This is a genomic window from Streptomyces sp. NPDC059649, assembly GCF_042734445.1.
Taxonomy (GTDB): Bacteria; Actinomycetota; Actinomycetes; order Streptomycetales; family Streptomycetaceae; genus Streptomyces.
In genome coordinates, this window is sequence record NZ_JBHWDV010000044.1 from 48,006 (window position 1) to 69,370 (window position 21,365).

15 protein-coding genes and 1 pseudogene are annotated in these 21,365 nt (G+C 72.0%); 6 read left to right on the forward strand and 10 right to left on the reverse strand.

What is annotated here, in order from left to right:
- Positions 1–36: 36 nt before the first annotated feature.
- Together ACFV1J_RS32040 and ACFV1J_RS32045 are read right to left on the reverse strand one after the other, a co-directional pair.
- Complete coding sequence (locus tag ACFV1J_RS32040) at positions 37–1,704, reverse strand: thiamine pyrophosphate-binding protein (RefSeq protein WP_385863978.1); 1,668 nt, start codon at positions 1,702–1,704, stop codon at positions 37–39.
- Between the two features lie 89 nt (positions 1,705–1,793).
- A complete protein-coding gene (locus ACFV1J_RS32045) occupies positions 1,794–3,227 on the reverse strand; it encodes a sodium:solute symporter (protein ID WP_385863979.1) in 1,434 nt (477 codons plus the stop codon).
- 492 nt (positions 3,228–3,719) lie between these two features.
- On the opposite strand from ACFV1J_RS32045, the gene ACFV1J_RS32050 reads away from it, so the two are divergent.
- The 4 genes from ACFV1J_RS32050 (at position 3,720) to ACFV1J_RS32065 (ending at position 13,562) form a co-directional block, all read left to right on the forward strand.
- Positions 3,720–5,456 carry a PucR family transcriptional regulator gene (locus tag ACFV1J_RS32050; protein WP_385863981.1) on the forward strand — a complete coding sequence of 579 codons (1,737 nt, stop codon included), beginning with the start codon at positions 3,720–3,722 and terminating at the stop codon, positions 5,454–5,456.
- A 129-nt stretch (positions 5,457–5,585) separates the two neighbouring features.
- On the forward strand, positions 5,586–5,969 hold the full coding sequence (locus tag ACFV1J_RS32055) for a WXG100 family type VII secretion target (RefSeq protein WP_385863983.1): 384 nt from the start codon (positions 5,586–5,588) through the stop codon (positions 5,967–5,969).
- 204 nt (positions 5,970–6,173) lie between these two features.
- Entirely contained in the window at positions 6,174–11,105 is a 4,932-nt protein-coding gene (locus ACFV1J_RS32060; RefSeq protein ID WP_385863985.1) for a toxin glutamine deamidase domain-containing protein, read from the forward strand.
- 66 nt (positions 11,106–11,171) lie between these two features.
- A complete protein-coding gene (locus ACFV1J_RS32065) occupies positions 11,172–13,562 on the forward strand; it encodes an SUKH-4 family immunity protein (RefSeq protein WP_385863987.1) in 2,391 nt (796 codons plus the stop codon).
- 183 nt (positions 13,563–13,745) lie between these two features.
- Here the strand turns inward: ACFV1J_RS32065 and speB are convergent, their stop codons facing one another.
- Entirely contained in the window at positions 13,746–14,732 is a 987-nt protein-coding gene (speB, locus tag ACFV1J_RS32070; RefSeq protein ID WP_385863989.1) for an agmatinase, read from the reverse strand.
- Between the two features lie 163 nt (positions 14,733–14,895).
- On the opposite strand from speB, the gene ACFV1J_RS32075 reads away from it, so the two are divergent.
- Complete coding sequence (locus ACFV1J_RS32075; protein ID WP_385863991.1) at positions 14,896–15,693, forward strand: phosphatase; 798 nt, start codon at positions 14,896–14,898, stop codon at positions 15,691–15,693.
- Positions 15,694–15,927: 234 nt separating this feature from the next.
- Here the strand turns inward: ACFV1J_RS32075 and ACFV1J_RS32080 are convergent, their stop codons facing one another.
- From ACFV1J_RS32080 to ACFV1J_RS32110, 7 genes and pseudogenes are all read right to left on the reverse strand, one after another.
- Positions 15,928–16,968, reverse strand: a complete 1,041-nt coding sequence (locus ACFV1J_RS32080) for an aldo/keto reductase (RefSeq protein WP_385863992.1) — start codon at positions 16,966–16,968, stop codon at positions 15,928–15,930.
- Positions 16,969–16,976: 8 nt separating this feature from the next.
- A complete protein-coding gene (locus ACFV1J_RS32085) occupies positions 16,977–17,441 on the reverse strand; it encodes a MerR family transcriptional regulator (RefSeq protein ID WP_385863994.1) in 465 nt (154 codons plus the stop codon).
- Between the two features lie 132 nt (positions 17,442–17,573).
- Entirely contained in the window at positions 17,574–18,089 is a 516-nt protein-coding gene (locus tag ACFV1J_RS32090) for a hypothetical protein (protein WP_385863996.1), read from the reverse strand.
- Between the two features lie 95 nt (positions 18,090–18,184).
- A pseudogene (locus ACFV1J_RS32095) lies at positions 18,185–18,379 on the reverse strand (GNAT family N-acetyltransferase); the annotation flags it as partial.
- Positions 18,380–18,438: 59 nt separating this feature from the next.
- Positions 18,439–18,615: a hypothetical protein gene (locus ACFV1J_RS32100; RefSeq protein ID WP_385863997.1), complete on the reverse strand. Its 177-nt coding sequence runs from the start codon at positions 18,613–18,615 to the stop codon at positions 18,439–18,441.
- An 89-nt stretch (positions 18,616–18,704) separates the two neighbouring features.
- Complete coding sequence (locus tag ACFV1J_RS32105; protein ID WP_385863999.1) at positions 18,705–19,238, reverse strand: GNAT family N-acetyltransferase; 534 nt, start codon at positions 19,236–19,238, stop codon at positions 18,705–18,707.
- Complete coding sequence (locus tag ACFV1J_RS32110) at positions 19,235–20,518, reverse strand: XRE family transcriptional regulator (RefSeq protein ID WP_385864001.1); 1,284 nt, start codon at positions 20,516–20,518, stop codon at positions 19,235–19,237. The genes ACFV1J_RS32105 and ACFV1J_RS32110 overlap by 4 nt, the downstream gene beginning before the upstream one ends.
- A gap of 349 nt (positions 20,519–20,867) precedes the next feature.
- Between ACFV1J_RS32110 and ACFV1J_RS32115 the strand changes: the two genes are divergently transcribed.
- Complete coding sequence (locus ACFV1J_RS32115; protein ID WP_385864003.1) at positions 20,868–21,062, forward strand: hypothetical protein; 195 nt, start codon at positions 20,868–20,870, stop codon at positions 21,060–21,062.
- Positions 21,063–21,365 lie beyond the last annotated feature (303 nt).

Here is a 21,365-nt window from a genome sequence, read left to right on the forward strand (position 1 = left end):
GAGCCCGAAACCGGTGCCGGGCCGGTGCGGCCCGCGTCAGTCCGGCAGGTGCGTCGGCGCGAACATCCGCAGCCGGGCCGGCAGGACGACGACCGAGGGGCCCGGTGCGGCCAGCGCCGCGGCCAGGTCCGCAGCCAGCCGTTCGGGATCGGTACGGACCGCGGGCACGCCGAACGACTCGGCCAGGGCGACGAAGTCCGGGCGGGCCAGTTCGGTGCCGGTGGCCTCGCCGAAGGCGTCCGTCATGTACTCGCGCAGGATGCCGTAGCCGCCGTCGTCGACGATCAGCCAGGTCACCGGCAGGCCGTACTGCCGGGCGGTGGCCAGCTCGGCGATCGAGTACATGGCACCGCCGTCCCCGGACACCGCCAGGACCGGGCGGGCCGGGTCCGCGGCCGCCGCGCCGAGCGCCGCCGGGAAGCCGTAGCCGAGACCGCCGGCGCCCTGCGCGGAATGCATGGTGTTCACGCCCTCCGGATCGAAGGCCGACCACGCCCAGTACGCCAGGATCGTCATGTCCCAGAAGGACGGGGAGGCGGCGGGGAGTGCGCGGCGGACGGCGGCCAGCACGTCCTGTTCCAGGGTCAGTTCCTGGGCGGCGATGCGGGCCGCGACCTTCGTCAGCAGCTCCCGTACCCGCTGCGGCGCCGACTCGTCCGTGCGCTGCTCCACCGTCTCCAGCAGGGCCCCAAGCGCCTGCCGGGCGTCCGCGTGGAGGCCCAGCGCGGCGTGGTTGGACTCCAGCTTGCCGAGGTCCGCCTCGATCTGGACGACCCGGCCGCGCGGCCGGAACGTGTGGTAGTTCGAGGAGAGTTCGCCCAGCCCCGAGCCGACGACCAGCAGGGTGTCGGCGTCCTCCAGGAAGTCGGTGGTGTGCCGGTCCTCCAACCAGGACTGCAGGGAGAGCGGATGCTCCCACGGGAACGCGCCCTTGCCGCCGAACGTCGTGGCCACCGGCGCCCGCAGCCGCTCGGCCAGCGCCAGCAGCTCCGCCTCCGCCCCGGCCCGGACGACCCCGCCGCCGGCCAGGATCACCGGGCGGCGGGCCCCGTTCAGCCGCTCGGCCGCCGCCCGGATCAGCTCCGGCCGGGGCGCGGGCACCCGCGGGGCGACCGGGAGCCCGGTCACCGGCGGCACGTCGACCGGTGCCAGCAGCACGTCCTGCGGGATCTCCAGCCACACCGGGCCGTGCGGCGCGCTCAGCGCCGACTCCCAGGCGGCGGCCACCGCCGACGGGATCTGCGAGGCGGTACGGACGGTGTGGACCGACTTCACCACATCGCGGAACGCGGCGCTCTGGTCGGTGAGTTCGTGCAGATAGCCGTGCCGGCCGCCGCCGATCCCGGCCAGCGGGACCTGGCTGCCGATCGCCAGGACGGCGGCGGAAGCGGCCGCCGCCTCCTGCAGCGCGGGCAGCGTCATCAGCGCACCGGGCCCGGTGGAGACCAGCAGCGGCGCGACGCCGTGGGTGGTCCGGGCGTAGGCGTCGGCGGCGAAGCCCGCGTTGTTCTCCACCCGCAGCCCCACGTACCGCAGCGCGGACCGGCGCAGCGCGTCGAAGACCCCGAGCGCGTGCTGGCCCGGCAGCCCGAAGACGGTACGTGCGCCGAGCGCGGCCAGCGACTCGACGACCAGGTCGCCGCCGGTGCGCGGGGGGCCCGTCGGCGACGGGGCGGGGGCGGGGGCGGATGCGGTGCTGCTCATCGGCGGGTGACTCTCCGTCTGTCGTGCTGTCGTGGGGGATCGTCTCGTCGTGCGTCGCGGCGTCTGCCGGGGCTTGTCGCGTCGTCCGGTCAAGCGTCGGACGGGCTGGCCTGCAGCCGTGCCCGCCACACCGCGAGCACCGCCGCGTCCGTGGGCCGGGTGGCCAGGCTGACCGCCACATAGGCCGCGAGGGAGGCGAGCAGGCCGTAGTAGACGGGTTCGTTGGCGAGGATGCCGTAACCCGCCATCAGGCCGATGACCGCGAGGCCGCCGACCGTCACCGAGGCCAGCGCACCCTGCACGGTCCCGCGCTTCCACAGCAGCCCGCCGAGGATCGGGACCAGGAGCCCGCCGACGAGGAGGTTGTACGCCACCGTCAGCGCCTCGACGACGTTGTTGAGCGCGATCGCCGTGCCGATCACCGCGAGGCCCATGAGGAGGATGAAGGCACGGTTGCCCTTCACTTCGTCGTGCTGCTCACCGGAGGGCCGCACGGCGCCCCGCAGCCGCGACCAGATGTCGTTGTTGGCGACCGTCGCGCAGGCGATCAGCGCGCCGGACGACGTCGACATCACGGCGGCCAGCGCGGCCGCGAGCACCAACCCCCGTACGCCTATCGGGAGTTCGTCCTTGACGATGGTGGCGAAGGCGTCGTCCGGGCTGGCCAGCTTCGGGTACAGCACCTTGGCCGCCGTACCGATGACGGCACCGGCGAGGGCGTAGGCGAGACAGTACGTACCCGCCACCGTGCCGCCCCACTTGGCGGTCCGGTCGCTGCGCGCGGTGAACACCCGCTGCCAGATGTCCTGCCCGATGAGCATGCCGAACGTGTAGATCAGCACGTAGGTGAAGATCGTCTCGCCGCCGATGCCCAGCGGGTCGAAGTACGCGGTCGGGAGCTTGGCCTTCATCTCGGCGAAGCCGCCGGCCTTGACCACCGCGATGGGCAGGAGCAGGAGCAGCACACCGATCGTCTTGACCACGAACTGCACCATGTCGGTGAGGGTGATCGACCACATGCCGCCGAGCGTCGAGTACACGACGACGATCGAGCCGCCGAGGATGATCGCGACGGTGCGGTTCAGGTCGAAGAGGACGTCGAAGATCGTGGCGTAGGCGATGGTCGAGGTGACCGCGAGCATGAGGGTGTACGCCCACATGACCACGCCGGAGATCACACCCGCCCGGCCGCCGTAACGCAGGTCCAGCATCTCGGAGACGGTGTAGACCTTCAGGCGGGCGATCCGCGCGGAGAAGAAGACCGACAGGGCGAGGAGTCCCAGGCCGATGGTGAAGACCATCCAGGCGCCGGAGAGGCCGTACTTGTAGCCGAGTCCGACGCCCCCGATGGTGGACGCGCCGCCGAGCACGATCGCGGCCATGGTGCCGGAGTACATCGCGGGCCCGAGGCGCCGCCCCGCGACCAGGAAGTCGCTCTTCGACTTGGCGCGGCGCATGCCCCACCAGCCCATGGCGAGCATTCCGACCAGATAGAGCACGATCACCGCATAGTCGACAGCCATGGGCCATCCCTTCCAGCTGCGCCGAGGGGAGAGGGGGTGTGGGGAGGAGGGTGGAGAGGGGGTGTGGGGAGGGTGTGCGGAGGAGGGGTGAGGCGGGCGCGCGCGGGGGAGAGCGGCCCGCCTCAGGGAGACGCGCCCTGAGGACTCGCTCGCCCCGAAAGGCTCGTCGTCCCGTGGACTCGTCTCGGGGGTTGACCCTAGGAGGCGGCGCGGCGACGCTGAAGTGTACGTTTCCTCCACTCACCGGCCGCCCCTGTGGAGGGTCCGCACATGCCACCTCCCGTACCGCCTCCGATGCCGCCCCGGATACCGCCGCCGGTGCCGCCCTCGAGCGGGTCCGCACGCCCGGCGTCGAACCCGCCGCCGTCCTCGCAGGCGTCGCACCTGGCGGCGGGCGGCCCGGCGTCGACCACCCCTTCGTCGCCCACTCCTCCACCGACCTCGCCGCCGTCGCCCACTCCTCCACCGACCTCCCCGCCGTCGACGCCGCCGGTGCCGCTGGCCGGTCTGCTCGCGCGGGCGGATCTGGGGCTGCGGCAGCTCGCGGGGCCGCGGGAGGGCGTCACCCTCCACTGGGTGCACACCTCCGAGATGGCCGACCCGGTGCCGTACCTCCTGGGCGGCGAGCTGCTGTTGACGGCGGGCGTGCACCTGGCGGAGGTGACCGCGGGGGCCGCGGACGGGGACCCGGACGCGGCCCTGGCCGCGTACCTCGACGGCTACGCGGCCCGCACGGTCGCGGCCGGCGCCGCCGCGCTCGGCTTCGGGATCGCGCCGGTGCACGACGAGGTACCGCCCGCGCTGGTGGAGGCCTGTGACCGGCACGGCCTGCCGCTGGTGGAGGTGCCGGCCGGGACCCCGTTCACGGCCGTGGAGAGCGCCGTATGGCAGGCCGTCACGGAGGCCCGCCACCGGGAGCTGACCCGGATCGGCGAGGCGCAGCGCGCCCTTGCCGCGGCCGCCGCCCGGCCGGACCCGGCGGACGCCGTGCTGCGTGCGCTGGCCCGCCACGTCCACGGCTGGACGGCGCTGCTCGGTCCGGACGGCACGGAACACGGCGCGGCCGGGCCCCGCCCCACCGACCGGGTACGGGCCGCGGCCGGACGGCTCGCCCAGGTGGTCGGGGGCGGCGTGGCTGCCGGGAGCGGGGGCGCTGCCGGGGGTGGCGTCGTGGTGGCGGGTGGCGAGGCTGCCGGGCCCGGGGGCGGGAGGCGCTTCGGGGGCGGGACCGGAGCCGGGACCGGAGCCGGGACCGGCACCGGAGCCGGAATCGGGGCCGGGGTGCGGGCCGCGGCCGGTGGGCCGTCCTCCGCCACCGACACGCTCCCGGGGACGCAGCTGTCCGCGTACGCCCTGACCGGGCGGGCCGCCGGGCGGGAGGCCTGCGCGCTGGTGGTCGCCGCGGACCCGGACGATCCGCCCGCCCACACCATCGCGGGCGTCGCCGCCGTGCTGCTGTCGCTGATCACCGGCCCGGCCGCGGTCCGCGGTGCGGCCGACACCGGGCATTCCGCCGCGCTGGCCCACCTGCTCCTGGGCGCCCGGCCGGCCGAGGTCGGCCCGCTGCTCGGCGCTCCCCTCTGGACCGTGGTGCACGCCGAGCGCCGTGCCGGAGCCGCCGCCCCGGAGTCGGACACGGCCGCACCGGCCACCACGCCGGCCACCGCGCTGGCCACCGCATTGGGCAACGCCCTGGGCACCGCTCTCGTGGCGCCGGAGCCCGCGTCCGCGCGACGGGTCCGGGCCCTGGTACCGGCCGACCGGGAGATCGGCGCACAGCCCGGCTGGACCCTCGGCGTCAGCGCCCCGGTCCCGGTCGAGGAACTCCCCACCGCCGACCGGCACGCCGCCACCGCACTGCGCCGCGCCCTCGCCCACCGCTCCGCCCTCGTCCGCCGCCCCTCCCCCGAGGGCCCCGGCCTCGCCACCCTCGTCGATCCCGACGATGCCCACCGGCACGCCCAGGCCCTGCTCGCCCCCCTGGCCGCCTCCCCCGCCCTCGTCACCACGCTGCACACCTGGCTCTCCCTGCACGGCAGTTGGGACCGTACGGCGACCGCCCTGGGCATCCACCGCAACACCGTCCGCCAGCGCATCGCCCGTACCGCCGCGCTCCTCGACACCGACCTGGACGACACCGACGTCCGCATGGAGCTGTGGTTCGCCCTGCGCTGCCTCGACCGCGCCGGGACCGGACCGGACCGGACGGCAGGCGAGGGTGCCCCATGAGCCGCGCCGGGCCGTCGGTGACAGCGTTGTGACAGTCAACTCCTTGAAGATGTAAGGGAGTACGGGACTAAACTTTCCGCAACGTTGTCCTGCACTGTCGACGCGCGTGGGGAACCGGGGGGGCCACAGATGGCCGGAGACGGACTACAGGCGGACATCCCGTCCCTGAAGTCAGGCGGACGGGACTTCACCAACGTCGGACAGCGATACCAGTCCGCCGTGGAGAAGCTGAAGAACACGCTCACCGGCCTGGAGGGCCAGGACACCCCGCCGTGGGGCGATGACGACATCGGCGAGAAGTTCGGCGTCGTCTACGAGGGCCTGCGCGACGGCATGTACGAGTCGATGGGCCATCTGGCCGCCAAGCTCCAGGAAATCGGCGGCGCGCTGAACACGATGGCCGACAACCACCAGGCCGACGAGGACTTCAACGAATCGCTGATGAAGCAGCACGTCGCCAACGCAGAGGCGCAGAGCCAGCTGATCAGCAACTTCAAGGCGCCGCAGACCTAACGGGCCCGCGCCCCCGCCCCACTCGTCCCGCTCGTGCCACCTGCTCCGCCAGTTCCTCCAGTTCCGTCAGCTTCTCCAGCTCCGTCACTTCCTCCAGTTCCGTCAGCTTTTCCAGCTCCTTCTGCGCACGCGCCGCCATCGCTTCACCACCGCTCTCACCGCTTCACCGCTTCTCACCGCTTCCACGTACGGGGGATTGCCGCCATGTCGCTCATGCTGCCGGACTGGCTGGAGTGGGTCCTCGAGATGCTCGGCTTCGACTGGCCGACGGGCGACGAGGACAAGATGAACGAGTCCGCCAGCGCCTGGCGGGAGTTCGCCAACGCCGTCGAGCAGTTACAGTCCGAGGGCGTCACCGCCGCCGGCAACGTCCTCTCGGCGAACTCCGGCGACAGCATCGAGGGCTTCAGCAAGACCTGGGAGAAGTACTCCGGCAACGGCTCGGGCTACCTCGACGACGCGCGCTCGGCGGCCGAACTGATCGCCTTCGCGATGGACGCGGGGGCGGTGGTGATCATCGGGATGAAAGTCGCGGTGATCGCCCAATTGGTGATCCTGGCAGCGGAGATCATCGCGGCCCAGGCGGCGGCACCCTTCACCCTGGGCCTTTCGGAGATCGGCGCGGCGGGCGCCACCCAAGCGACCAGATTGATCGTCCGGCGCATCCTCAAGGAAGCGCGGGAGGCGCTGGTCGAGGCGATCGTGGAGACGGTCAAGGAGCCCGCCGTCTCCGCACTGGAGGCCATGATCTCCGACGCCATCGCCCAGGGCATGAACATGAACTTCGGGGCCCAGCAGGGCTTCGACGTCGGCCGCAGCCTCAAGACGGGCGCGGACGCGGGCATCGATGCGGCCAAGAACTCCGGCCAGACCTTCGCGGAGTCACTGCGCGACGGCGCCGGCGCCCGCGCGGGCCACCACGCCCGCGGCGGCCTGGACCACGCCGCCGGGCGCGGCGGGGACCACGAGAGCGGCGGCAGCGAACACGGAAGCGGAGACAACGGGAACAGCGGAAGCAGCGGGAACAGCGGCAGCGGGTCCGGGTCGTCGAACGAGTCGGCGGGCTCCGGCCACGGGTCAGGGGCAGGGTCCGGGTCAGAGTCAGGGTCAGAGTCAGGGTCAGGGTCTGGGAGCGGCTCCGAGTCCGGCAGCGGGTCCGGGTCCGGGTCGGATTCCGGGTCCGGAGGCGGTACGGGCTCAGGGGCGGGGAGCACCTCCGGTTCCGGCTCGGGGTCGGGAAGCGGCTCCAGCGGGTCCAACTCCGGTGGCAGCGGCGGCACTTCGGCGCCCACCCACAGCGACACGAGCCACGGGCCTTCCTCCGACTCCGGCTCAGGCTCGGGCTCGGGGTCTGACTCCGGCTCGGGATCTGACTCCGGCTCGGGGTCTGACTCCGGGTCGGGGACGGATTCCGGGTCCAGGCCCGGGCCGGATTCCGGGTCCGGTTCGGGCAGCGGCCCGTCCACCACTCCCGACAGCTCCGGACGCCCGGACGGCGACCACCAGGCCCCGCGGGCCCAGCCGCTGCCGCCCCCGGACCAGCGCACCGCCTTCGACGAGGGCTACACGGGCGGCAACAACCACAACCCGTACGGAAGTTCCCCCACACCCACACCCACACCCACACCGGACAGCAGCCCCTCCCCGGGCCCCGGCCACACCCCGGACGCGGGCCCCACGCCAGGCCCCGGCCACACCCCCGACTCCAGCTCCGTAGGCACCCACCCGACGCCCGATTCCGGCCCGATGGGCACCCCTCCGACGCCCGACTCCGGCCCGGTGGGCACCCACCCGACCCCCGATTCCGGCAGCGTGGGCACCCACCCCACACCCGACACCACCCCCGACGCCGCCCGGCCGCACCCCGGGCCGGACCCGGTCGGTACACAGCCCACGCCGGGCCCGTCCCCCCACCCGGACGCGGCACCGGCCCACGACCCGGGACCGGCACCGCACTCCACCCCCACGCCCGACTCCGGACCGGCACCGCACTCCACCCCCACGCCCGACTCCGGACCGGCACCGCACTCCACCCCCACGCCCGACTCCGGACCGGCACCGCACTCCTCACCCACGCCCGACTCGGGACCGTCATCCAGCCCGTCCCCGTCCCCGGCTCCGTCCCCCTCCCCAGCCCCGGACCACGCGCCCTCCGAGCACCCGGCCGCCGCCTCCCACGACCCCTCCACTTCCACTCCCACCTCCACTCCGACTCCCGGCCCCACCCCCCACCACAGCGACGACGGCGGCGCGCCTTCGCACGACGGGGACGGCAGCAACTCCGGTGCGGGCGGCGGTGGGCGTCCGACCGCGCCGCATGTGAGCGTGCCCTCGCAGGGCGGCGCGGTGCCGCACGCACCGTCCGCCGGACCGTCGCCCGCCGGTCACCGCGACCCGGCCACCGGCGACCCCATGCCGCACGCCCGTGACGACGACACCACCGTCACCACCCAGTCCGCCGACACCCTGACCGCCCCGCCACCCACCCCGGCGGCCGAGCCCGGTGGTCACTCGCCCACCCCCTCCCCGCAGTCACCGCAGGGCGGCCCGCAGGCGCCGGGACCGGTGGTGGGCATGCCCGGCGCCATGCCCCCGCAGGCCGGGCCGACGGCAACGAACCCCTCACCCCACACCGCCACACCGAGCGGGACCACCACTCCGGCCCCGAACACCGCACCCCCGCGCGGCTCCAACCCGCCCGCGGGAAAGCCGGGCACCACCCCGCCCAACCGCCGCCCCGACGGCACCCAGCCGGTCCACGACCTCACCCAGCAGCGCCGTCCGGACCGCCCCGCCCACGACCCCCGCCTCGACGGACCGCGCCGCCCGGACGACCCGCGTACGCCCGCCGGCGGGCGCCCCGACCCGCGCCAGCAGCGCCCGGTCCCGGCCCAGCCGCGCCCCGATTCGACCCGCCCGGACACCACCAGGCCCGGCACCACCCGGCCCGACACCACACGCCCCGACCCGACCCGTCCGGACCCCCGGCGCCCCCAGCCGCAGCCGACCCGTACCGACCCGCCCCCGAACGCCCACGACACCCCGAACGACCGCAACGGTCAGCAGGCCCCGAACGGTCAGCAGACACCCAACGGTCAGCAGACACCGAACGACCAACAGCACCCGGACAACACGAACCCTCAAAACAGCCCGAACCCCCCGAACAACCCGAACAACCCGGGCAGCCCCGGCACCCCCCACGAGCCGAGCACCGAACACCCCACCAGCCCCGGCAACGTCCCACACGACGAGCACACCAACGCCCCCACCGACCAGCCCGGCCACGACCAGCCCGGCCACGACCAGTCCGCCCACGAGCCCCACGACCCCGGCGACACCCACACCGACACCGACACCGACACCCACGCCGACGACGATCCCCCCGCCGCCTCCGACACCCGTAACCGCGAACGCCCCGGCGGCCTCGACGGCCCCACCGACGAGCACCAACAGCACGTCGAGAACGCCGTCCCCAGGGACGAGAACGGCCGTCCGCAGCCCCACCCCGACCCCAACAACAGCCGCTGGGTCAACACCATCAACGACCCCGGCCCGGACGCCCCGGGCCGTAACAACAACTGCGTCGACGCCGCCCTCGCCACCGCCGACACCTACGCCGGCAACCCCACCGCCGCCGCCCACCGCACCCCCGACACCCACCCCGACGGCACCCCCTCCGACCGCGGCGAGGCCAACGGCCGCGACCGCATCGAAAACACCCTCGGCGCCCCCTTCCACGACTACGGGAACGGCCCCGACGCCTTCCACCGCCTCGAAAACGACCTCCGCGACAACGGCCACGGCTCCCAGGCCGTCATCGTCACCCAGGACAACAACGGCCGCGCCCACGCCTGGAACGTCGTCAACCACAACGGCAAGATCACCTACGTCGACGCCCAGACCGGCAGGACCGGCGACCGGCCCCTCCACGACGGCACCAACGGCGTCCACGCCATCCCCCTCGACGCCGACCGCCGCCCCACCACCCCCACACCCACCCCGGCCGACCACCACACCACCGACCACGACCGCCGGCCGGCCGCCGAACCCGCCGGGGCCGGTGAGAAGCGCAAACATCCCGGCGAGGCATCCGACATCGAGCGCGACGACCAGCGGCATCCGGTGCACGGCGAGCGGCCCGGCACCCTCCAGGACGGCCTGCCGCCGGACGACGCCCAGGACCGGCTCCGGGCGAACGAGAACACCCCGGTCCACCAGATCCAGCACGATGTCCTGGACCGCCAGATGCGGGACTGGGCCAACGACGGGAGCCTCGCCCACGTGCTGCGGGCCGCGGCCGGGGACCAGCCCGGCACGGACGGCCCGGTGCGGCTCAACGCCGACCAACTGGCCCAGCATCTGGACGGATTCAACAACCTGAACCGCGGTGAGCGGATGGCCGTGGTCGCCACCCTCGGCCGGCTCAGCCACAGCTTCCACCAGGAGTACGGCGTCCACTCGAACCCGGTGAACGACGGCAAGAGCTCGGCCGGTGCCGAACTGCACGAGCGGGCCGCCGCCAACAGGATGAACGCGCTGCTCCGCAACGTTCAGAATCCGAGTGACAATATCGGCAAACACGGTCCGGACCCGACCGGCCGGAATTACGCGGTCATCGAGGTCCACGGCCCCAACGGCGTCGAATATGTCGTGGATTCCTCGCACCCGAAACACGGGGACGAACCAGGGAAACACTCCGAGAAGAACCTCGGTACCTGGCTGAAGGAGGCGAACCGGCTCTCCGGGAACAAGTACACCTTGGCCGGCCTGTATACGGAACGCGAACCGTGCGGTGACAAGAAGGGCGCCCTCGGCAAACACAACTGCTCCGACTACTTGATCAAACTCGCCAAGGAGCAGGGCCGGGGCCAGCAGGTCCCCGTCTACTACAGCACGGTGTACCGCACGGACGCGGAGGTGGTGCAGGAGCGGAACCGGATCCGCCAGGAGGAGATGAAGGCGGCCCGCGAGGAACTGGGCGTACGGAAACTCCCCAAGGACAGGCTGCGGGAAATCGACGAAGAGGTACGCAGCCGCGTTCCGGATTCACCGGCGATGGTGGAACAGGACCGCCAGTTCGAGGAGCGGATCGACCGCATGCGGAACCTGTGGAGCGTCATTGCCACCCAGGTATAGGCTCGGGCACCCGAGGGAGACGCGGCGGCGCCGAGCCGTCAGCAAGTCGCCGGCGTGTGAAGGGACATGATGTCGAGCCCCGGGAATCGCGATGCGTATGAGGACATCCGTGCCGATGACGCCGTCGAGCGGATCCTCCAATGGTGGCGCGACGGGCGGCGGGAGCCGGTCACCGAGCTGGTAGGTGCTCCGGAATCCGGCCGGACGGAGGTACTGCGTCGGGTCCATGACGCACTGCCGGCCGCGGTGTGGGTGGACGCCACCGGGCTCACCGCCGAAGAGGTCCTGCGGCGTGTGCTGTCCGCGGCGGGAGTGGAGTCCCCGCCGCACCACCGCGCGGGATGGCGCGGTGAACTGCGCACGTCGGACGTCGGCGAGCGCCCGGTGTTCCTGGCCAATGCGCACCGCGCGGGCCGCACCCGGACCTCCACCCAGCCGGACCGTGTGGTCCGCACCCTGGCACGCGACCTGGCGCTCACGGCCCGCACCAAGGTCGTGGTGGAGGCCGATCCGCCGGCCCGGACGTCCTCGATCCGGGGCCGGTTGGCGCTGCACCTGCACTCCGACGCACCGGCCGGACCACCGCCCGTACCACCCTCCGCGCCTGCGGCCCCCGTACCGCCCGCCGTCCAGGCCCTGGCGCTGGCCGAGCTGCCGCGGACCCCGTTGGCCGTATGGCGCGAACTGGCGGAGGCCGTCGGCGCGCAGCTCCCGCGCAGGGACGCTGACGTGGCGGAATTCGCCGGTCGGTTCCCCGATCTGCTCGCGGTCGACGGTGAGTGGGTCTCCTTCCTCGACGAACGGATCGCCCGCCGGATCCGCCGCGGCCTCGACGAGGCGCAATTCCTGGCCGCCGACGCCCGGTTGACGGAGCGGCTGATGGACCGGCTGATGGCGCCGGGAGGCCGCACCGGTCCCGTCGGGGAGTACGCCGCGCACGCCCTGCCGATGCACGCCGTACGGGCGGGCCGGTTCGACGAGGTCCAGCGCACCGGCGAGGTGCTGGCGCACCTGGACCAGGTGGCGCTGCTGGACGCGGCGAACCACCGGTCGCCGCGCCCCCTGGACCGGAACTCACCCGCCGGCGACGCCGCCAACCTGTGGCTGAGCGGGGTCGATTCCCTTCCCCCGGGCACCTGGGCGTCCTGGCTGCACCTGATGAGCACCGTACGGGGCGACAGCGAGGTCGCGGCCGGTATCGAGCGCTCGGGCGTCCCGCTCCCCTGGAAGGTCCGCTGGGCGCACTGGCGTCCACCAGGTGGCTGGGACCTCGCCCACCTGCAACCGGGCCCGCTGCGGTCCCTCACCGACGTCACCGCCGAGGTACCGGCCGCGGCCGGCCGGCCCGTGGTGGCCGGCCGGGGCGCCTGGGACCGCCGGGTCCGGATCTGGGACGCCGCGACCGGTGAGCAGCTCGGCGGCCCCTGGAGCGAGGGCATCCCGCAGCCGGGCCAGTCGGAACCGCTCTGGCCGCGCGACCGCGACCCCCAAATCACCCAGCCATGGGTGCAGTTGACGAGCTACGGCATCGAACCCGAGCTGCTGACCGACGCCGTGCGGATGGCCGGCCCGGACAGGCCGGACGGTCCGGGCGGGCCGGACGGTCCGGGCGGGCCGGACGGTCCGGGCGGGCCGGACGGTCCGGGCGGGCCGGACGCGCTGGTGGTGGTCGCCGGCCTGGGCGGCATCTTCGCGGTGGAGCCCAGGAACCCGGTTCCGGATCCGGACCACTCGGAGGATCCGGCGCGTCCGGCGGATCCGGCGCGTCCGGCGGATCCGGCGCGTCGGGCGGATGCGGCGGTTCCGGGGAGCCCGACGGACCTGGGCCTCCTGGGAGACATCCACGGCGAGCCGTTCTTCGCTCCGTTCGGCCAGGTCGACGGCGGCACGGACTGGCCCGCGCCCGATCCCGCCGTCCTGGAGGAGCTGTTCGGGCCGGGCACCGTACAGCGGGTCCCGGCGGGCGCACTGCCGGACGGACTGCGCGACGAGGCAGCCCGCCGGCTGCTGACGGAGATCGGGCTGCCGGCGTTCCGCGGCGCGGAGATGCGGCTGGCCGTGCTCGCCGAGGAGCCGCTCGCCGAGCTGTCGGCGGAGCAGGTCTGGGAGTTCACCGAGGACGAGGACGTGCCCGGGTCGGCCGGCCGGGGCGCGTACTACCGGCTCGGCGTCTGGGGCGGCTTCCCGCTCGTCGTCGACGGTGAGGGCGGCGGCGTCTACGCGGTCCCCGCCGAGGAGGGGTACGGGTACGAGCAGCCCCTCGTCGCGAGCAGCCTGCCCGGCTTCGTGGCCATGCTCCAGGGGTACGTCCTGGGGCGGTGTCTCCTCCCCATGGCCGCCGGCCGCGCCGAGCGCGAACGCATCCGGTACCTCATCGAGACCGACCTGGAGTCGATCGACGAGGAAGGGTCGGAGTCCCCGGCCTGGACGGACGCCCTGTACGACGAAACCGACTGACCGCGGCCCCGACGCCTTCCACCGCGTCGAAAACGACCTCCTCGACAACGGCCACGGCTCCCAGCCGTCATCATCGCCGTCATCACCACCCAGGGCAGCCGCGGCCGCGCCCCCGCGCGGCCGGCCGCGGAACCCGCCGGCAACAGCGACGGGGCGGTCGCCGCGGCCTGCCGTGGGTGGGGCCTACTGCCCCTGCCGTGCCGCGGCGATCTGCCGGGACATGATCGTGGTCAGCTCGTACGCGGTGTGCGAGGCGGCCACGGCGGTGATCTCGGCGTGGTCGTAGGCCGGCGCGACCTCGACGACGTCGGCGGAGACCAGGTTGCAGGAGGAGAGGCCGCGCAGGATCTCCAGCAGCTCGCGCGAGGTCATGCCGCCGGCCTCGGGGGTGCCGGTGCCCGGGGCGTGCGCCGGGTCCAGGCAGTCGATGTCGATCGAGATGTACAGCGGCCGGTCCCCGATGCGCTGGCGCAGCTGGTCGGCGACCTCGTCGGCACCGCGCCGGTAGATGTCCGAGGACGTGACGATGCCGAAGCCCATCTTCTCGTCGTCGGTGAGGTCCTTCTTGCCGTACAGCGGCCCGCGCGTGCCCACGTGGGAGAGCGCCGAGGTGTCGAGGATGCCCTCCTCCACGGCGCGGCGGAACGGCGTGCCGTGGGTGTACTCGGCGCCGAAGTAGGTGTCCCAGGTGTCGAGGTGCGCGTCGAAGTGCAGCAGCGCGACCGGCCCGTGCTTCTTGGCGACGGACCGCAGCAGCGGCAGCGCGATGGTGTGGTCACCACCGAGCGTCATCATCCGCGCGCCGGTCCCCAGGAGATCGTCGGCGGCCGCCTCGATGGTCTCGACGGCCTCGTTGATGTTGAACGGGTTCGCGGCGATGTCACCGGCGTCCGCGACCTGCGCCAGCGCGAACGGCGACGCATCCTGGGCCGGGTTGTACGGGCGCAGCAGCCGCGACGCCTCACGTATCGCGTTGCCGCCGAAGCGGGCGCCGGGGCGGTAGGAGACGCCGGTGTCGAAGGGCACGCCGACGACGGCCACATCGGTCCGGCCGCCGACCTCGTCCAGGCGGGGCAGGCGGGCGAAGGTGGCCGGCCCGGCGTAACGGGGGACGCGGGAGGAGTCGACGGGTCCGACGGGCTCGTGGGAAGCGCTGGCTGCGGTGGTCATGAGGCGAGGGTAGGGACGCCGAAGCCTCCCGCCCATGGACATTTCCGTAACGACTCCGGCCAGCCGTTCGACATTTCGTCCAGCCCGGCTCCGGTCTGTGATCGTTCCGTCCGGGGAACGGAACTCCCCCGCCCCGGAACATACGTCCGGGCACAATGGCGCTATGCCGATAGCCTCCGCAGCCGCCGTTCCGTCGCGTGCCGAACTCGTCGACCATCTCGTCCGCACCCGGATCGCCGGTGAGGTCGCCACCCCCCGGGAGAACAACCTCTCCCACTACCGCAAGCTCGCCAACGGTGACCGCTACTTCTGGTTCGGCCTGGAATTCGGCGACCGGTGGGCGGACGAGCAGGACGTACTGGCCGTGATGGCGGAGCGCTGCGGGGTGAGCGACGACCCGCACCACCGGCAGGGCCAGGACACCATCGACCCGGAGCTGACGGTGGACGCGCTGGAGCGGGCTGCGGCGGTGCTGCGCAAGGCGGCGGCCGGTGCGCACCGGGTGCTGTTCGCGACCGGCCACCCGGGCGGGCTGCTCGACGTGCACCGCGCGACCGCCGCGGCGCTCCGCGCCGCCGGCTGCGAGATCGTCGTCATCCCGGACGGGCTGCAGGCGGACGAGGGCATGGTCTTCCAGTTCGCCGACGTGGCGATGCTGGAGCGCGGGGCGACGCTGTGGCACACCCACTCCCCCGAGCCGATGGCCGCGATCCTCGACGGCCTGGAACGGGCCGGCCGCCCGCTGCCGGACCTGGTGGTGGCCGACCACGGCTGGGCGGGCTGCGCGGGCCAGCGCGGCCTGGACGCGATCGGCTTCGCCGACTCCAACGACCCGGCCCTCTTCCTCGCCGAAGCCGAGGGCACCCTCCAGGTCACCATCCCCCTCGACGACCACGTCCGCAGCCCCCGCTACTACGACCCCCTGACCACATACCTGCTGAACGCGGCGGGCCTCACCTGAACCCTGCCCTGCGCCCTGCGGATGGGTGCGGCGGGGCTGGTCCGAGCCCTGCGCCTATACGTGCCGGGGGCCGTACGTGCCCGTGCCCCTCTGCCCCTGCCCCTGCCCCTGCCCCTGGGAATATCCCCACCCCATCCCCCGTTGTGGCCCGCAAGGGGTGCCCCCGTCCCCTACGGGATGCGTTCGACCCCGCCCTAATGGGCCGCTCCAGGTACAGCCCCAGAGGCCCCGGACCTACCCCTCCCGAGCCGCCGAGGTGAGGGACATATCCGCGTAACGCTCGCCCGCCACCTGGCCGGCGATCGGCTCCAGGAGGGCCAACTGCCCGGCGGTCAGCGTGATCCGGGTGGCCGCGGCGTTCTCCAGCAGGCGGCTGCGCTTACGGGTCCCGGGGATCGGCACCACGGTCAGGCCGTGCACCTCGGCCCGCTGTTGCACCCAGGCCAGCGCGATCTGCGCCGTAGTGGCGCCGTGTTCGGCCGCGATCTCGTGCAGCGGCTCCAGCAGAGCGGCGTTCGCCTTGGCGTTGTCCCCGGTGTAGCGCGGCATCAACTGCCGGAAGTCGCCGCCGGAGAGCTCCTTGCCCGCGTCGGCGAAGGCACCGGTCAGGAATCCCCGGCCGAGCGGCGAGTACGGCACGAACGCGACCCCGAGCTCGGCGGCCGCACCCACCGCGCTGCGTTCGACGTCCCGGCTGAAGACCGACCACTCCGTCTGCAGGGCGGTGATCGGATGCACGGCATGCGCCTCGCGCAACTCCGCACCGGTGACCTCGCTCAGCCCCAGGTACTTCACCTTCCCCTCCCGCACCAGCTCGGCCATGGCCCCCACGGACTCGGCCAGCGGAACGGCAGGATCCCGCCGGTGCATGTAGTAGAGGTCGATGACCTCGACGTTCAGACGACGCAGACTCGCCTCGACGGCCCTCTTGATGTAGCCGGGATCGTTACGGATGGCCCGGTACTCCGGGTCGTCCGCGCGGTATTCGATGCCGAACTTGGTGGCCAGGGTGATCTCGTCCCGATGCGCGGCGACGAACGGCGCGAGGAACTCCTCGTTGGCACCGACGCCGTACATGTCGGCCGTGTCGATGAGGGTGACGCCCGCCTCGACGGTGGCCTCCAGGGTGTCGCGGGCCGCCGCGTCGTCCGTCTGCCCGTAGGCGGCGCTGATGCCCATGGCACCGAAGCCCTGGACGCCGACGAGGGGACCCCCGGTACCCAGCTCGACCTTACGGATCTGCTCGATGGCGTTGCTCGTGGTGGCGTTGCTCATGATGGCGCTCAGGCCCTTTCCGACGCCGGGTGGGCGCCCGCATAGAAGTCGATCTTGGCGTCGAGTACGGCGACGGTGTCCTGCAGCTCAGCCATCCGCGCGAGGACCTCGCGACGGGTCCGCTCCAGGATTTCCCGCCGCTCGTCGAAGGTCTCCTCGCCCCGCTGCACCAGCTCCGCGAAGTGCACCATGTCCGCGACCGGCATCCCGGTCAGCCGCAGCCTGCGCACGAAGGCGAGCCAGTCCAGGTCCCGGTTGCCGAAGCGGCGCTGACCGTTGTGCGACCGCTCCACGTCCGGCAGCAGCCCGATCTCCTCGTACCACCGCAGAGTGGGCGCGCTCAGCCCCGTGTACGCCGCGACCTCGCTGATCGTGTAACGGTCCTGGCCGTCGGGCCGCGGATACTCCGTCCCCGCGACCACGCAAACGTCCACGGGCGGGGAGGTCACGGGCGTGCTGTCGATCACCGTCATGCCGGCAACGTTAGGACCTTCAAGTGCACTTGAAGCAAGCACCTCGCGCCGCTGGGTTGGCACTGGGCCCCAGACCGGCCACTGCCGGCGACAAGCCCCACAAACATGACTCGCGATCCCCCGAGGGAGCTGTCAGTAGTCGTCCAACTCGACGAAACGGCTCGCCCACGTCCGGAACTGCTCGTCGCACTCCTTCTGTTCGGCCCAGAGCGCGTCGAGGTCTTCCGGCGGCCCCAGTCCGAAGTTCCGGTCCAGCCAGACGAGGAATTCCTGATGGCCATCGCTGTGTTCCTCGACCTCGTCCGGGTCGAGGAACTCACTGTCGATGGCGAGAAGCTGGAACAGTTCCGGCAGGCTTCGCGCGACGACGTAAAGGTCTCCTTCGTCGCCCACCAAGACGATGGGCAGCGCGGCGAGGTCAGTTCGGTCGTCGCACCGCCACAGGGCGTAATGCGAGCCGGAGTGGGTGGCATGCGCGAAGGGGATGAACCGCTCCAGAAACTCCGGATGCTCCGACCAGGTGTGGAGGCCGACTTCCTTGCCGTACTCGTGGAGTTCGAATCCCTCTGAGTACTGCCCCGGGCCGATCCGGTCGGCGAACTCCTTGAGCAAGTTCAGTTCCGGGATGGGCGAGTAGGCGTCACTCATATGTCCTCCATGTGTCCTGCTGGCTGGGCGAGGCCGCGGCGTCTTACCTCTGGCCGATTGATGCTAGCTACGCGGGGTGACATCGACCGGCGCCGTCAGTGCACAGCCCTGATCATCGCGGTCAGGACCGGTGCGTCCGCTGGGGGCCGGGTACGGCCGATGTCTTCGTATCCCCAGCTCTCGTAGAGCCGGTGCACCTTTCCGTCACCGGCGAGAGGATTGACCATGAGGCTGACGTACGGCTCGCTGCGCTCGGCGAGGAGGACGTGAGGGATTCGCCGAGCTGTCCCGCCCCCTTGGGGCACGGCACCCGCCGGCCCCCACCAGGTGGCGACGGGGCCGCTGATACCTAGGGTGCGGCGGGGCGACTTGCCTCGCGTACGCAGTCCAGACACACCCACCCGGCGCGTGCCACGAGCCGGGTGCGTGCCACCGGGTGCTTGCCGCACCAAGAGGAGGCGGTGGCACGGTCGGGCAGGTCCCGCTTGATGTACGCCCCGACACCCGCCGACGGTTTCTTAGCCATCGCTACCGTCCTCGTCCTGCTGGTCCGGCTCGGTTTCAGCAGGTGCGACGACCTCCTGCCAGGGTCCCTCGGCTGGCCCCGCCCCGATATCAGCGCACGGACCTGATCATCGCGGTAAGGACCGGTGAAGCTGCTGATGGCTGGCTCGGCCCGATGTCTTCGTATCCCCAGCTCTCGTAGAGCCGGTGCACCTTTCCGTCCCCGGCGAGAGGATTGACCATCAGGCTGACGTACGGCTCGCTGCGCTCGGCGAGGAGGGCGTCGTGGATACGCCGAGCTGTGCCCGTACCGCGCCAGGGAATGCGAACGCCGATTTCCTTGAGGGCTACGACGCTTTTGTCGGTGTATTCGGCCGGAGGAGCGGGCGAGATGCGCTTCCACCAACGGTCGCCGGAATCCACCGTGTTGGCGTACGCATAGCCAATGGGCTCGTCCTGTTCATAGGCCAGGACCGCCACCCAGCCTGGCTCCTTGGAATGGCGATCGAGGCGCTCGGCGAATGTCTCGACCGCGTAGTTGGGCAGGTGCAGGAGGTCTGCCCGGACATCCGCATAGACGTCCAGAAGAGCTTGCCGAGCCGGTTCCAGCGAGTGGAATGTACGGAGCTCGATGGTGGACGTCATACCGGTTCCTTCCACATGGTGTGTACGTGCTGATTCCACATCCGGGCGGTGGAGCTGTTCGGCGCCACGGTGTTGATCCTGGAGTTGAAGGTGTGGAGCATTCCGGCGACGCGGGGGTGATGAGCGGCGGCATCTGCAGGGACAGACATGGCAGTCGAGACGGCCGCTTCCATATCGCCTTGGCCTAGTTGAGCGCATGCCAGGCGAGTGGTGGCGATGGCCTTCGACCGCCGCATGTGGGGCCGGAGAGCGGCCAGGCATCGATGCGCGTGCGCCTCGGCTGTCTCGTAGTCGCCGAGTGCGAGGTAACCGGTAAGCGCGAGAGAATCCAATTCCGCCTGGTCGTAGAACGAGGTCATCCACACGGGACGATCGGCGGCAGGATCTGCGCGATGCATCGCGTCCTGGGCCTGATCGAAGCTGCGTCGAGCAGCCTTGAGATTCCGGGCAAGGCCATGGATGGCGGCCTGCCTGGCGAGCCCCAGGGATGCGAACAACGGATCACGACGCGTGATGGACAGCCCTCTGGCGACGTCATTTGCGGCAATAGCTTCGCCAGGACGGCCCATGTGCCGGTACAGCGTCCCGGCGTGTGACCAAATGCGGAATTTGATGGCCGGGTCGGCTGCCAATTCGGCAAGTGCTTGCGCTTCCCGCATGTGGACGATCGCGTCGTCGTAACGGCGTCCGTCGATCGCCGCCCACATCGCCGAGGACCGGAATGCCGCCGCGCATCCGTACACGTGGGCACGTACCCGCTGACTGGCACTCCCTGAATTCTGCAGAGCCATGGCCTCGTCGGCGAGCGACGTGGCTTGCTGCTCGATACCGAGCCGGCCGCCGTGGCGGTGGTCACTCGCGATGATCTCGGTGAAACGTTGTTGGAGCCGGACGACATCGCTTGTTCCCACGCGACGGTTGGTGGCTGATGCGGGTGCGGCGGAGGCGGCAGCCAGAGCCGTCCCGGCGGCGAGGAAGCGACGGCGTTCCACGGGGTCCTCCGGCGGTGGGGCGGGGGTGGACGACGGGGCCCGGCCCCGCGGTACGAACCCTAAAGCGGTGGCGGGCAGACCGGTGACCTTCTCCAGCGCGGTGCGGGTTGCGGACTTCGGCCACCGTACGCGGCCCGCTTTCCAGTCCCGGATCGATGAGCCGTCCAGTCCCCCGAATCTGCCGGTGAGGTCCCCCACTGCCGAATTCACCGCCTCTGCGAGCGAATTGGAGCTGTAACCGTGCTCCTTCATCCACGCCTCAAGTGCCCTGTTCCGCGAGGAGTTCATGCACGCACGGTAACTCCGCGCTCACTGCCCCGTCAGCTAAAGGGGTTCCCAAATCGCCCTAGGCGACGGGCGGAAGAGGGCGCCTGATCTCCCTCAGAACACTGCCTCGGTGCCGCGTTAGCTGGTCATGCCAGCAGCGATCTGGAGGACTGACCACGATGCCGACTGCATCAAACGCTCGCCGCGCCCTCGCCGATGCCGCTCCGCGCCCCCGCTCGGGGCCCGCCGCCGTACGGATCGACGCAAGATCCCTTCCGCCCGAAGCCCGCGCATTTCGCCACCGGCACGGCGACCCCGTTGGCTGGGACTCCAGCGAATGGGCCGCCTATCTCGGTCTCGGAGGTGCGTCATGACCGTTGGGTGGGACACCATTCCGGCCACGAAGACGTGGACGGTCGACGAGATCACGGGTAATGCCTGCCCTTACTGCCACTTCGGCTACAGCCTGGCGCGGGAGAAGATCACCGGCCCGGACGACCTGCACGCATGCCTGCCGTGCGCCGGCCGACACGGCATTTGCACGGAAGCGGAGGCCTCTCGGTGAATCCCAGAAATCCGACTCCCAGGAAAGTGCCGGGAGTTGGCGATGAGGTCGAGTACGCCCCGGGGCGGCTGGCTGTCGTCACCGATATCCGCAAGGGCGTCTTTTACCTGCGGCGGCCGGGAGTCAAAGAGTGGCCGGTGAACGACCCGGCCTCCTTGATGGTCCGGCGGACCCGAGTTGAGCGGATTGCGGCCGGGGACTTCCACTGAGAACCAGAGCCAGGATCACCCGGCGCCGCCCACGGGGTGGGTGGTGGGGGTGGGTGGTGGGGGTGGGTGGTGGGGGTGGGTGGTGGGGGTGGGT